Origin of the sequence: Planctopirus limnophila DSM 3776 (genome assembly GCF_000092105.1) — a bacterium.
GTDB classification, from domain to species: Bacteria; Planctomycetota; Planctomycetia; order Planctomycetales; family Planctomycetaceae; genus Planctopirus; species Planctopirus limnophila.
The window spans coordinates 2,088,500-2,102,509 of sequence record NC_014148.1; the positions used below are offsets into that span (position 1 = coordinate 2,088,500).

General features: G+C 52.8%; 11 protein-coding genes. 2 read left to right on the top strand and 9 right to left on the bottom strand.

The window, feature by feature from the left end; all coding sequences use genetic code 11:
• Positions 1–124: 124 nt before the first annotated feature.
• The 7 genes from PLIM_RS08385 to PLIM_RS08415 all read right to left on the bottom strand — a co-directional run bounded on the left by PLIM_RS08385 (position 125) and on the right by PLIM_RS08415 (position 8,923).
• A complete protein-coding gene (locus PLIM_RS08385) occupies positions 125–685 on the bottom strand; it encodes a DUF6666 family protein (RefSeq protein ID WP_148227039.1) in 561 nt (186 codons plus the stop codon).
• A gap of 178 nt (positions 686–863) precedes the next feature.
• A complete protein-coding gene (locus PLIM_RS08390) occupies positions 864–1,256 on the bottom strand; it encodes an HD domain-containing phosphohydrolase (protein ID WP_196349551.1) in 393 nt (130 codons plus the stop codon).
• 349 nt (positions 1,257–1,605) lie between these two features.
• Positions 1,606–2,478 (bottom strand): sigma-70 family RNA polymerase sigma factor, encoded by an 873-nt coding sequence (locus PLIM_RS08395; RefSeq protein ID WP_013109879.1) that lies wholly within the window; start codon positions 2,476–2,478, stop codon positions 1,606–1,608.
• Positions 2,479–3,501: 1,023 nt separating this feature from the next.
• Entirely contained in the window at positions 3,502–3,918 is a 417-nt protein-coding gene (locus PLIM_RS22705; protein ID WP_148227040.1) for a carboxypeptidase regulatory-like domain-containing protein, read from the bottom strand.
• 196 nt (positions 3,919–4,114) lie between these two features.
• Positions 4,115–5,200 carry a DUF1559 domain-containing protein gene (locus PLIM_RS08405; protein ID WP_013109882.1) on the bottom strand — a complete coding sequence of 362 codons (1,086 nt, stop codon included), beginning with the start codon at positions 5,198–5,200 and terminating at the stop codon, positions 4,115–4,117.
• A 421-nt stretch (positions 5,201–5,621) separates the two neighbouring features.
• Positions 5,622–7,415: a 30S ribosomal protein S1 gene (locus PLIM_RS08410; RefSeq protein WP_013109883.1), complete on the bottom strand. Its 1,794-nt coding sequence runs from the start codon at positions 7,413–7,415 to the stop codon at positions 5,622–5,624.
• Positions 7,416–7,735: 320 nt separating this feature from the next.
• Positions 7,736–8,923 carry an aldose 1-epimerase family protein gene (locus tag PLIM_RS08415; protein WP_013109884.1) on the bottom strand — a complete coding sequence of 396 codons (1,188 nt, stop codon included), beginning with the start codon at positions 8,921–8,923 and terminating at the stop codon, positions 7,736–7,738.
• A 263-nt stretch (positions 8,924–9,186) separates the two neighbouring features.
• On the opposite strand from PLIM_RS08415, the gene PLIM_RS08420 reads away from it, so the two are divergent.
• Both PLIM_RS08420 and ftsH read left to right on the top strand, forming a co-directional pair.
• The gene (locus PLIM_RS08420) at positions 9,187–10,029 is read left to right on the top strand and encodes a glycosyltransferase family 2 protein (RefSeq protein WP_013109885.1); all 843 of its coding nucleotides are present in this window, start codon (positions 9,187–9,189) and stop codon (positions 10,027–10,029) included.
• Positions 10,030–10,368: 339 nt separating this feature from the next.
• Entirely contained in the window at positions 10,369–12,321 is a 1,953-nt protein-coding gene (ftsH, locus tag PLIM_RS08425; RefSeq protein WP_013109886.1) for an ATP-dependent zinc metalloprotease FtsH, read from the top strand.
• Between the two features lie 337 nt (positions 12,322–12,658).
• On the opposite strand, the gene PLIM_RS08430 is transcribed toward ftsH, so the two are convergent.
• The gene (locus PLIM_RS08430; protein ID WP_013109887.1) at positions 12,659–12,850 is read right to left on the bottom strand and encodes a hypothetical protein; all 192 of its coding nucleotides are present in this window, start codon (positions 12,848–12,850) and stop codon (positions 12,659–12,661) included.
• A gap of 115 nt (positions 12,851–12,965) precedes the next feature.
• Complete coding sequence (locus PLIM_RS08435) at positions 12,966–13,964, bottom strand: DUF1559 domain-containing protein (protein ID WP_013109888.1); 999 nt, start codon at positions 13,962–13,964, stop codon at positions 12,966–12,968.
• Between the last annotated feature and the right edge of the window lie 46 nt (positions 13,965–14,010).

The following is a 14,010-nucleotide window of genomic DNA, read 5'->3' on the forward strand; positions in this document are numbered from 1 at the left end:
ACTGGCCTGAGTTCGATCCTATCGAACTCGACATAAGCTAAGGTGCTGTAACCCGAGTTGGAAAGTCTCTGTCTCTGGAATTTCGTGACGGAGTCAGTTTTAAGACCATTCTTCACAGAAAAATTTACCGATCGAGATCAACAGAGAAGGTCGGGCTTCCTCCCATGGGGAGCAATGGTCGAAAGCGAGTCAACTTCTGACGCATCGCATTTCCGCCGGGATAGAAGGCGAAGCCCAGAAATGCATCGACCGTCCCGGAATCTGCCGGCATCATCAGATTCGTCTCACCATAGAGCGACCAGTAATCACTGAGAGGGCACATCACTCTGGCCCCTAAAATCGGCATAGCACTCGTACGGTCATCCTGTGGAAACACGAGGACTTCCTGGCCATGACTTTCACAGACGCCAACCCAGACCGCTGTCTCAGCCGCTGTCGGCCATACATGATTCCAGTAGACGTTGATCTGATTGATGGCTTGGAGTTGAACTGTGGTCGCACCAATCACTGCATCATCCGTCATACCTCGAAGTGTTGACCACACTCCAATCTCGTTGGATTCATTGAGTTCATAGCCCGCTTGAAAACGCCACTGGCTGAGAAAATTACTGTCGTAATACTCCTGATAGAGGAAGTCGTGTCCGGCCCCCCCAGTTGATGCCGTTGGACAGTCTCTGAAAGACACCGACCGTCGTAAAGAACTGAGTCCGACCTTCCGTTCCATCAACTGTTTCGAGGACTGCGACTGCATTACCGGCAGCGACAACGGCAGGTCCAATTTGTGTACCAAGTCCCCAGAATGCAGTGTCGAGACAAAGCTTGCCGACAGTCTGCGGTAGTTGGGGGTCAAACCAGGTACCACTTCACTCGGACACGATTTCGTGAACTTTTCGCACGCCGCCCAACTGGTAGAAGACCTCAATAGTCTGTGCAATTCCGAGGATCCGGGCCAGAAGAGGAATTTCTTCTCCTTTGGGTCTGTCTGGTTGCCCTTGTCCGTTCCAGTGCTCATCAAGACACCGAATCGCAAGGGCTGTGGATTCGGAGAATCCCAGATCACGAGCAATCTGGGCACCGCGTTCACAACGTGATTCGACCAGTTTTCTTGCACCTTCCGGGCCTGTAGCGAACAGGGCGGCAACCTTCAGGATTTTCTGAAGTGGCGAAGCTTCAGGGGCCACGTGTGCCCAACTGAAACTGAAACAGGCTTGCATTTTTGTCCAGTCGATCGACTTCTGATCCATCGATCCGGCCAAAGAGGTGGCTATTCGTTCTTGCCAATGACATGGGCCCGAAAGTTCCGTAGACAGACATCCACAGATCAGCCGGGCCCTGAGTTCAACAGGAGAAGCTTACTTTTGAGATTGTCGTCTGTGATGACTTCTGCTCGGAGAACGTTCAGAATTCACTCAGGCCGGCCACCTTTATCGAATCTGACAGGCTTTCAGGTTTACATGAGGTTTGCCAGCTCGACAAATTCAAAAAACTGCATATTTTATGGCGAACTTATACAAAAAGGGGCCGATCCCTTTCGAGACCGGCCCCTTCTCCTCGCATGGCATGTTTTCGAGTTGTTCATATGAAAGCAATCGACGACGAAGCGGCTTATTCACCGAGAATTCGCTTGGCGATTCGCTTGAGAGCTTCCGATTCGATCTGGCGGACTCGTTCACGAGTGAGTCCCATTTCCTCGCCGATCTCTTTCAGTGTTTTGGGCTCGGAATCATCCAGGCCAAAACGCAATCTCAAGATTTTCGCTTCCCGCTCATCCATGGTTTCGAGCATGGCATAAACGTGCTTGAGATTATCGACATCGAGCAATTCATCATCCGGGCCTTTGACCCGCTCATCAGCGACCATATCCGACATCATCCAGCCCGATTCTTCGTCGTCGGTCTGAGGCGTCGAACTGTAGAGGTGAATCGCTTTTTTAACGATGGAGAGCTTCTTTTTTGGTAGCCCCAGTTCGATGGCAACTTCTTCCTGCGTAGGCGGCCGCTTGAACTGATCTTCCAGCTTGGCGGTTGCTTTTCGCCACTTGGAAAGGAGTTCCACCATATACGCGGGAATGCGGATGGTTTTGCCGCAGTTGATCAAGGCACGTTTGATCGACTGTTTAATCCAGTAGCTGGCATAGGTGCTGAACCGGGTGTTCATGTCCGGGTCGAAACCTTCGACCGCACGAAGCAAGCCCAGATTTCCCTCTTCGATCAAATCCTGGAGGGGAAGACCTTTACCAACGTAAGCCCGGGCAATGTTGACAACCAGGCGGAGATTGGCGCGAACCATGCGGTCACGGGCCTCCTTCTCGCCATTGGCAATCCGATTAGCCAGCTCCCGCTCATCGCGAGCCGTCAGCAGGGCAGTCTCGTTGATTTCCCGAAGATATGTTTCGAGGGGTGTCTGAACTGCTGAACTGCCGCTGGCAATACTGCCACCAGCGTCATCAAGAAACGAAAGACTCAAAGATTTTGACATTTTTTAGGGCTCTGCCGCTGAGGGTGTCAGGGGATGGCACGTTGTCGGCAGACTGCTCTCAGGCTGCCACTCGGTGTCGCAGAGCGCTGGAATTGAGTCCCACTGCATTCAAACAGGCACAGCCCCGAATCATCCGGCGGCTTGCGGCCCCTCATGTCGCAGATCTGAGTTCATCAGATCGACCCTCGACATGGGCCAGCTTTGTCATCCTGTTCGCTTCCAACACTGATCGACGCTTTGTCTGCCTATGTATATCGACAGGAGGGGGGGAGAATTCGCGGTCTTCTCTCGAAAAATGGCTGTTCCGGTTAGTGAAACCAGGCAAGAGAGCTAGTCGTGCGGGGCGTAAGGGACGTGCGGGCGCGCCGTCAAATTCTTCGCACATTTCGTAATCGCGCGACTTGACAATGTGTCAATCGTGAGCCTCCTGCATTCGCAGACACGTCTGTGGCGTTGTCGAAACGTTTCAACATCTTTGCAACGGACAATCGCGCAGGCTTCGAGACTCTAGTTGATTTCACAAGTCCAAACCAATGAGCATCCGTCGTGCCGTATTGTCGAAATCACCGGGATCAACCAAGGCTTAAAAGAATCAATATCTTCAGTAACCGTCATAATCGGAAAATCACTGAAAAACGGTGTCATGTGCGCAGTAGCACCTCCAGTCTCCTCCAGCTCAGCCAATAAGCAGAGTCTGTGATGATCTGGAAACTGACACGGAAGGCCCAGGACGGTTATGCCATCCGAAGGGCTCTTCCAAGAAATGTGATGAAAAATGATCTGCTGATCTGGTTTCTCCCTGCCGTGATGCTTGGCACTCAGTAGCTGCTTATGGACTTACCGCCCTATCTCATAGTGCTTGATTGCATGGTTGGAACTTCTTCGAGTGACCAACCAATGTCTCATCCAGATGGCCCGGCAACAGATGAAGATCGGCACGAAATTGCAAAAAAGGGAAAGGCCCGCTGCAAGCATGTCGCAGCGAGCCTTTGCGATTCAGGATGATCTGGAAACCGATTGAACTCATTCCGCCTTGGGCTTGATCCCCGCCAGGTCGAAATTGATGACATTTTCCCCACTGATCACTGCGGCGGATTTTTCAGGGAGGTACATCACCGGAGGTGGCACCGGCTTGGATTCATCGGTCGAAAGCTCTTCAATGACGATTTTGACTTTACTCATGCCGACAGGCGCTCCTTTGAGGCCACCTGTGTAAGTCAAACTGTATTCCCCTTGATCGTTGGTGCGGCCAGTGGCAGCGGCGCCACTTTTCTCTCCCTCAGGAGTGAAAACAATCGTGGCATTGGTCACCGGTGTCGTCCCTTTGGTAATCACGCCTGTGACTTGTCCCAGATCTGGCGTATCTGATGCTCCTGAACAGCCCATCAAAACCAAGGACACAAACAACGGGGAAATGCAACAGAATGTTCGAGCAGTCACTTCTTAAAAAACTCCTTGAGGCAGAGATCCGACTGGGAGGAGGTGAACTCTCAGTGGTGAAGATCCGTAATACAAAGATAACAGGAGGCCCAGCCACCTGAGACGGGCAGAGATGGTAAACCAACCCCTGCAATGAGAAGGGATTGATTGCACGTTGCAATCAATCCCTCGTCTATTGAGGCAATCTCAACGTTGATTAAAACTCGCCTGAAACCCAGCTGTCGTTGCGGCGACAGATGCCATCCACAACGACTGTTCCGACATTCTGGGAAATAAATCGCACAGAACCATCGGCCATCAGGAAGTGGGCACCGCCCGTGTGCTCCGAGTTGAACGTCGAGTGCAACAATCCACCGCTGTCCGAAGGTCCAAAATTATTGACACCCACGATGTTGGAGGTCGGAACATCCCAATTGATCAGAGCGGGAGAGCGGGGGGATGTGTAGCCGCCAATTCGAGAGAAGAGGTCGTTGCCTGCTGACCAGGCGCCACCACGGTGATTGGATGAACGGTAATCGAGAGGGGTCGTGCCGCCCGTTTGACGCATCGCTTTACCCTGCTCTGAGACCATTGCGGTGTTGGATGTGCCATCGACAACCTTAGCAATGGTCACAGGATTAATCATCGCACCGTAAGGAACGCTGTAGCCTGGAAAGGGATTGCTGAAGAATGCCTGATCGACCGATGGGACAATGATCCCATTTCCAACCATCTGGCCATAGCCTGTCCAAGCGGCTTGTGTACGGGCATCCCCGGCTGTGTTGTAGGCACCGCAGATGCCGACGTAGTTTGTGATCTGCACGGTGATGGAGTTGACCGCAGAAGCTCCCGGGAGTGCACGAGTATTGGCCGTTGTCGCTGATGTACGACTGGTCGGCAGAGTGCTGGAAGGACAATTGAGTCCTGGCACCATCAGGCCGTTCTTCACTTCCCAACTGCGATCGGCTCCGGAGGTTCCGTGAAAGTCAGATCCTGAAAAAACCATGCGATTGAATGCAGGTGCCTGATCCATCATGGGTAAGACGCGCACGAACCACGAGCAAGACTTATTGAGATTGGCCCCTGATCCTTCAGGCATAAAGGCAGCAATCGGGAACATTCCAGCCACGTCATGATAATTGTGAATCGCCAATCCCAACTGCTTCAAATTGTTGCGGCACTGTGTGCGGCGAGCCGCTTCGCGGGCCTGCTGAACAGCAGGCAAAAGCAGGGCAATCAAAATCGCAATGATGGCAATCACCACCAGCAACTCGATCAACGTAAATCCATTTTTCCGTTGCATCACAATTCTCTTTCAAACAGGTAAGAAGAACTCCAAAAAACAAAAGCTCGGAGCAATGAATAGCAAGCACAGCGAATATTGTGCCATGCTTCTTGTGACAAAATCGTCTATAAACTTGATTGATCATGCACACACAACTCATTGTAGAAAACAACTTAGGATGACGAATAATTGAAAACACCTACATCATGAATCACCGATTACATTGATCATATGCACCTGAAAATTCTTCTGGATTCTGTCTCTCATCAAGCACTGCCGTTAATCGATTGCGAGATAATTGGGCATGACAACTGCTGACTGCGCAGCATTGAAACAACCACGACTCCATAAACAAAAAGGCCGTCCGACAACCTGTAAGTTGTCGGACGGCCTTTGAGATCAACACTGCTGTTATCGAGGAAAATCGCCTTGTGGCTGATTAACCTTCAGTCGATCCTGTATCGCCACCCATACTGAAGAGTGGGCCGGCTGCCCCTTCGGTGCCACCCTTGAGCTCAGCGCGCGGCTTAGGTGCTGCGGCTGCCTGTTCGGCTGGTTTGCTCTCTTCGGTCGGCAATTCGCCACTGGTCTTTCGGCTCAGGCCGATCTTACGATCGACTGGGTCGATTCGCAGAATACGAACTTCTAATTCGTCGCCCACCTTCACGAAGGTTTCCGGGTTCTCGATCTTCTGATCGGCCAGCTCGGAAACGTGGAGGAGACCTTCGAGTTCTGATTCCAGTTCCACAAAGACACCAAAGTTGGTGATCTTCGTCACCTTGCCGGTGACAACTTCACCAGGCTGGTACTTCGTGGGGATGCGGTTTTCCCATGGATCTTCGTCAAGCTGCTTCAGACCCAGGGCAATTCGCTTCCGCTCTTCGTCGACCGAGATCACCTGGCACTTGAGCAGATCGCCCTTCTTGAGCATTTCGTTGGCGTGCGAAATCTTGCGTGTCCAGGACATATCGCTGACATGCAACAGACCGTCGACACCCTCTTCGAGCTCGATGAAAGCACCGTAATTGGTGAGGTTGCGAACAGTTCCCTCGACAATTGTACCTGGTGGGTACTTGGCAGAAACCTGATCCCAGGGATTGGGCATTGCCTGCTTCATCCCCAGCGAAATTTCCTGCTTGTCCTTGTTGATATTCAGTACAACCACTTCGACTTCGTCGCCAGGGTTGACCAGTTCCGATGGGTGATTGACGCGCTTCGTCCACGACATTTCGCTGATGTGCACGAGGCCTTCGATGCCGTCTTCGAGCTTGACGAATGCGCCGTAGCTCATCACGTTGACAACATCGCCCTTGATTTTCGTGCCAACCGGGTACTTGGTTTCGACATCGTCCCAGGGGCTCTTGTCCTTCTGCTTCAGGCCGAGAGCGATCTTTTCGCGATCCCGGTCGATGTGCAGAATCATCACTTCGACTTCATCGTCAATCTTGACCATTTCGCTCGGGTGACCAATACGGCCCCAGCTCATATCTGTAATGTGCAGCAAGCCATCGATACCGCCGAGGTCAACGAACGCACCGAAGTCGGCGATGTTCTTGACGGTTCCCTTGCGGATTTCGCCTTCCTTGAGGTCGGCCAGCAGGGTCTTCTTCATCTTCTCGCGCTGCTCTTCAATCAGGCGGCGGCGAGAGACCACAATGTTGCGGCGCTGTTCATCGATCTTGAGAATGAGGCACTCGATCGAGCGGCCTTTGTACGAGTCAAGATCGTGTGGGCGACGGATATCCACCTGAGAAGCAGGCAGGAAGACGTTGACGCCAATGTTGACGAGCAGACCACCCTTGATCTTGCGAACGACTTCGCCCTTGACGACGTCGCCTTCTTTGTGCTCGCGAATGACCTTTTCCCACTCACGGATCCGATCGGCTTTCTTCTTGGAAAGCATAATCAGACCGAATTCATCCTCGATTTCTTCGAGGAGCACGGCAATGCGCATGCCGGGAATTGGCTGTTCGTCTTCATCCGACCATTCGTCGCGGGGAACAATCCCTTCGCTCTTGTAGCCGATATCGATGAGAACTTCGTCGCCTTCGATGCGGATCACAGTCCCTTCGATGATCGAATTGACATCGTAGGTTTCGCCGTGAGGCGTGTAGAGGGCATCAATTTCTTCTTGATCCAGGCCAGCATCTTCAAGGCCGAGCGAGGCGGCAAATGCCTGATCCAGTTCGTCGTCGCTGATGGAATATTCGCGAAGCAGATGACGGTCAACCATGCGTTTTCAATCCTGACTGCACGACTCAAAATCAGGCATAACTTCCGATTCCGGAATGACTTATGCTGTATAGAAAGTCGGCGGCGGACACCTTGCCAGCTCCTCAGCAAAGCATCCTCTTCTCAAAAATGGAGGAGGTGCGGGGCGACCGGGCACACTGCCCGAAATCCAGACCCGATGGAGCGAACCCGGATTTTAGTCACAAACGGACTTTTTTGAAAAGTCTGGAGGCGACGCAATTCCCTACAAAACCGAGAGTTCGGCCAAAAAGCACTCCTGATTCCGGCAAAGATGCCCCTGCCGGACAAAGGTTTCAGCTTTCAAACTTCCGCCGAAGGTGACCAACCGGGTTTGGGAAAATGATGAATGACGCCCGGAGTGAGAGCTTGCAATTCGAGAACCCGGGACAGGGCAGCATCCACATCTCTCTGCTGCGTATAAACTTCCAGCCCGAATCGTGTCTCATAGCTGGCTCCGGGAGCCAACAGGGGCAAACGGCCTTGCTCTCGCTCAAAACTGTGGAAGTTCGGGAAGTTCACACTCGGCTCAATTCCTGTCACATACCCCGTCGCTGTGTCACAGGTGTTTTTCCAAACCGTCAGCCACGGGAGACTCTGCTTGTCAAATTTGACCGCCAGAGCCAATGGCCCCACGTTGCCTGTTGGAGGAGCCAACACAGCGAGCGAATGACCTTGTTCATCAGCGATCGGTTCAAAGTAATAGGCTTCCTCGGCATAGCCGGGGGTGGGAGGCAGGTAGGTCTGCCATGTCGAAATTCCTTTCGCAGCCTGTGCGTCCCGTGGTGCTAATGTGCGAAAAGGGATATGAACCTGCGAGCCCTGCTGCAGAAACGGCTCGCCGATATTCAGGTGGTAAAGCATGGAAAGCGGTGCTTCATGGCCGCCAAGATTCGTCATCCGATCACAAATCTCTATGCCCGCCAGATTCGAGCGTAATGTGTACGTCGTTTCGAGCCGGAAACAGTCACCAAACATCGACTGCTCTTCCACCACTCCAATCACCTGAATCTGCTGTTTAGATGCAGAGATCTCTACGCGCAGATGATGAGCCGGTAGATTCGCTAAACGCCCATGCAGGGTGATGGATTTGCCCGCATCGTTGCCGGGAGGCCCGTTGAACCCCATACCACAACGGCACAAAAGCTCGTTGAATCCATGCAGCCAACCCAGACCTCCACGATCCTGCAGGGCCACATACGCGGGGTGAACAGGTCTCGAAACGGGTGAATTCCACTGGAGAGGAAATCCGGAAACGGTTCCTTTCCACAATCCCATGCCCCGAGTGGGGAGAATTTCAAATGAGACATCCCCGAGTTGCACAGACAGAACATCGACGCCAGCGGAAACCCCCGTTTTCAATGTGTCAAATCTGATTGACCAGGGCTGTCCCCAGGCGGGCCCTGCATCGTCCGATGTCGAATTCAGACAAACGGGTGCAGCGTGCCGGTTGGTGGTTTCATCAATCAGCAGGATCGTCTTTTCATCCATAACTCACTCGATCTCCGGGGAGTAGACTCAAGTTCCCTCTTCAGCGAACAACGTTTTGCACGGTGGAACATGGTAGCAAAGTGATGTTCATCCCGTGAAACAGTCTGTTCAGTTTCGCTGGCCTCAGATGATTTTGTCAGAGACTTTTTTAAGGGAAGGGGACTACGCACTGGCAAGCGGCACCATTCCCGATCATGATCATGCCTATTGCTTTGCAGTCATTTTGCAAGTTCAGCGATCTGTGCAGAAGGGAAGAACCCGGGATGAATCTGACGGAAGTGGAAGTCGAGAAAAGACCTTACAGCCCAGAGTGGTTCGAGGAAGTTCGTCGCCAACTGGGTGATATCGTCTGTCGACAACTGGGCATCTACGCCGTTGCCGATGACATCCTGCTGAGTGTCGTGATCCCGATTTACAACGAGAAAGATTCTTTCAAAGTTCTTCTAGACCGGGTGAAAGCCGTCCCCATCCGCAAGGAAATCGTCTTAATCGACGATTGCAGTAAAGACGGCACTCGAGATCAACTGAAGGAGCTTGAAGCCGAACTGGCCCAAAGCCCGCCCGATGAATTCAACAAACTCGTCTTTGCCTATCACGAAAAGAATATGGGCAAAGGAGCAGCGGTCAAAACCGGTTTTTCCAAGACCACTGGCCATATCATTATCATTCAGGATGCTGACCTCGAGTACGATCCTTCAGAGTACCTGAGGTTGATTCGACCCATCATCGAGGGCAAAGCCGATGTGGTGTTTGGCAGCCGGTTTCTGGGTGATCAGGAACATCGAGTGCTGTATTACTGGCACTTCCTGGGGAACACCGTACTGACCACCCTTTCAAACTGTTTCACGAACCTTAATCTCACCGACATGGAAACCTGTTACAAGGTCTTCACAAGGAAAGCTCTCGATTCGATCTGGCCCACACTCAAGCAGAATCGCTTTGGTATCGAACCTGAGATCACTGCCAAAGTAGCCCGACGGAATTTGCGTGTTTACGAGATGTCGATCAGCTATTCGGGCCGCACTTACGAGCAGGGCAAAAAGATCGGCTGGAAGGATGGAGTCCAGGCCTTGTATTGCATTGTCCGCTACTGGTGGGCCGATTGATTTAGGGCGTATTCGCCTGAAGATTCGGTCGAAGATCCTTCTTTCAACGGAAGGATGCCATTCGATTCCATTGCGACATGGTAACTCTCATCGGGATTTTCTCTCGTTTCTGAGTCTGTTTTCGTATGCCTGTGCATCGATTATGACTTATCGAATGAAATTCGAGGGTTGATGGTCGATGCACGGCTCCAGGGGGCAATGTGGTTTGCCCTCAGTACGTCTGACGTATTATGCTTGTGGCATTGCAGTTATTGCCGAAGCAATAGGTCGTCATCCTCTGGATGGCTGCCTACCATATGGGACATTGGAAGTTCACCAAGATCGTAGTAAAGAGGCCTCATGGCACCGCTGCCGAAGGATTCCCCGCCCCCACCTGCTCCCCGCCTTCCCAGCAACCGGGAAACTGACGACGAACCTAAAAAGTCTTCGTTTCCCGCCTCCTGGGTGATCCTGATTCTCATCCTCACTATTGGCTTTGTCTGGATGTGGCAGGCTTCTCCTTCCAATCAAGGAAAGCGCGTCGACTACATCTTTGTCTGGCGGCAGGCCGAAGAGGGCAAAATCGCCAAAGTGACTTATCACGGCGAACTCCTCACGGGAACATGGAAAAACGAAAAGGGAACTGTCGACCCCGAAGATCCTGATAAAATTATTCCTGCCAATTTCAATACCATTCTCCCGTTGAAGCAGGATGACGACCTACTGCGGTTACTGCGCGAGAAAGGGGTCAAAATCTCGGCTGAACCTCAGGACCCCGGCCTCGGGATGACCTTGCTCCTGTGGCTCTCCGGGCCACTCCTGATTCTAGGTGTCTTTTACTACATGATGCGTCGTAACACCGACGCCATGGGTGGCGGCGGCATGATGGGCAATTTCATTCGCAGCCCTGCCAAAAAATTCAAAGCCAGCGAACAGATGACAACCTTCGCCGATGTCGCGGCGATGGAGCAGGCCAAAGGCGAACTGGCAGAAATCGTCGAGTTCCTCAAAAGTCCGCAGAAGTTTCAAAAACTGGGTGCCCAGATCCCCAAAGGTGTCCTGCTCATGGGGCCACCCGGGACAGGCAAAACTCTGCTGGCCAGAGCCACAGCTGGCGAAGCGGGTGTCCCTTTCTATTCCATCAACGGCTCTGAGTTCATCCAGATGTTTGTGGGTGTCGGCGCCAGCCGCGTGCGTGATCTTTTCCGCAATGCGAAGGAAAACAGCCCCTGCATACTGTTCATCGACGAAATTGATGCCGTCGGTCGAGTTCGTGGAGCAGGGCTGGGTGGTGGACATGACGAGCGGGAACAGACTCTCAATCAGATCCTGAGTGAGATGGATGGTTTTAATCAGACCGAAGCTGTCATTGTGATAGCTGCGACAAACCGTCCCGATGTTCTCGATCCCGCACTCTTGCGTCCTGGTCGATTTGACCGCCACATTTCGGTGGATCGATCCAATAAAACAGGACGCGAAGCCATCTTGAAGGTTCATTGCCGGAAGGTGCCATTAGCCGATGATGTCGACCTGGCTGCGATTGCCTCTTCCACGATTGGTTTCTCGGGTGCAGAGCTGAAGAATCTGGTGAATGAGGCGGCTTTGGGAGCCGCTCGTGATGGGCGTGATAAAGTTACAAAAGGCGACTTTGATCTGGCTCGCGACCGCGTTCTGATGGGTGCAAAGCGTGAGGAAGTCTTATCGCCCCATGAACGCGAAATGACGGCTTACCACGAGGCTGGCCACGCCTTACTGGCATGGTTCCAGCCAGAGCTTGATCCGGTTCATAAAGTGACGATCATCCCGCGTGGGCGCGCTCTGGGTGTGACTCAACTGCTCCCGAACGAAGAGCGATACAACATTGGCGAGAAGCGCATCCATGCCCAACTCGTCTTCATGCTGGGTGGTCGTGCTGCCGAGAAGCTAGTCTTCGACGAGTATTCGGCTGGGGCCGAAGATGATCTCAAACGGGCCACTCAACTCACCCGGCGGATGGTCAGTCATTGGGGGATGAGCGAGGTCATCGGGCCGGTCGCCTTCCGGAGTGGCGAAGAACATCCATTCCTGGGGAAGGAAATGTCAGAGCCTCGCGAACACAGCGAAGCGACGGCTCATCTGATCGATCAGGAAGTACAGCGAATTCTGGTCGAAGCCGCCAATAAAGCCCGACAAATGCTGGTCGATCATCGGGAAGCTCTCGATAAACTTTCGATGGAACTGGTGAAAGCGGAAGCTCTCGATTACGACCAGATGGTCGGGATCATCGGTGAACCAATCCCGAGAACTGAGCACACTCTTGTGAGTAATGCGTAAGCTGGGGGATGTGAATCACCAGCGAATTATCGCTATTTGATCCGGGTCTTTCTCACCCACTGTGTGCCACTGCTGGCTTGCCAGCAGTGCTCCTCCCATGATGTCTTCGTCGTCAGACCTAATCGAAGACCCCACGGCGTCAGATGATCTTGTTCATCACACGCCAAGTACGTCCGAGCTCGCCCTCATCCCGACCTTCTCCCGTCGGAACGGGAGAAGGAGAAAAAACTCGTAGCAAGCTCCCAGCGTTTTTAGCCGGATTGCAGTCATGCCAATTCGGCTCTTTGCACACTACTGGTGAACTCAAAGACTTACGCGAGCGGGAGGATCTTCAGATTTACTTCTTGCCGGCTGCATGAGCTGCTGCGGCTTTGGCAGCCGCCTCTTCGGCTTCTTTCTGAATCTTGGCCGACTCTTCTGCAGTTTTGGTGGCGACCGGGGTACCGCCACCACCGCATCCGGCGAGCATTGTGGTTGAAAATCCACCGAGTACAAGAGTGCAGAGGGAGAGACGAATCAGATGAGTCATGGAGCAATTCCGCTGTGTAGGAGGAGTAAAGGAAACGCCTGCCGCGAATATCGCGACAGGCGCAAAAAGACAAACATCTTTGTACTAAGTATACGGCACTGACTGGTGGCTCAGATTAGAACTCGCCCAGGGTCTCGCCACCGTTCTTGGAGCCGATGCCGCGATAAAGCGTCAGGTCGATATTCTCGCTCAGGAATTTGACGGCCCCATCCCCCATCAGGAAGTGGGCACCACCGGTATGGCGGCTGCCAAAGCCTTGGTCTGAACCGCCATTGATGCGATAAAGTCCTTGCCCCGTTGTGGCATCGAGCACGTTGTCCATGATTCGAAGCTGTCCACCAATTGAGCTGCGACCATTGCAGCCGGCGTTGTTGTTGCCGCCTGCCCAGAGAGGATAATTTCCGTTACCTGTATTGGTTGGTGAGACGTTGGCAGAAATCGAAACTTCACCCAGCATCGCCGTATTCGACGTTCCATCCGTGATATCACGCATCTTCGTGAACCATGTGTCGTCATTGTTGTTCGACATTAGGAAAATGCCCGTCTGCCTGTTGCCACGCCAGTTACCATCGGCGCATGTGGTGCTGATTTCACCACCGATGTTGCCCAGATAGTTGGACTTGGCATATCCATCATTATCTTTGGCTGGCAGGACATCAGAGGGACACACGAAAGCAGCCAGTGTGTTTCTGGCAGCACCACCAGCGGCATTGCCGTTGATTTCCGCGGCGTTATTGGCTGGTGTTCCATCGATATTGGCATGCCTGAGATAACCCGAACTATTGACAGGGACGCGGTGAAAGTACAACACATCCGCAACCAACAAGTTGTAGAGCGGAGCCTGATCCAACTCTGGGAGAATGGCGGCACCCCAACCCCAGCTACGGTTATCGTCATCCGACATACCTGTTGGGAACACGTTGTAGGTGTCGTGGAAGTTGTGGAGTGCCAGACCAAACTGCTTGAGGTTGTTGCGGCACTGGGTTCTTCGGGCCGCCTCGCGAGCCTGTTGGACCGCGGGCAATAGCAGTGCAATCAGAATGGCGATAATCGCAATCACCACCAGCAGCTCAATGAGCGTAAAGCCGGTACGACGCACACAATGAGTTTTCATGCGAAGCTCCTCAGAACGAGTAAAAAGACAAGAAAGACAGAAAGGA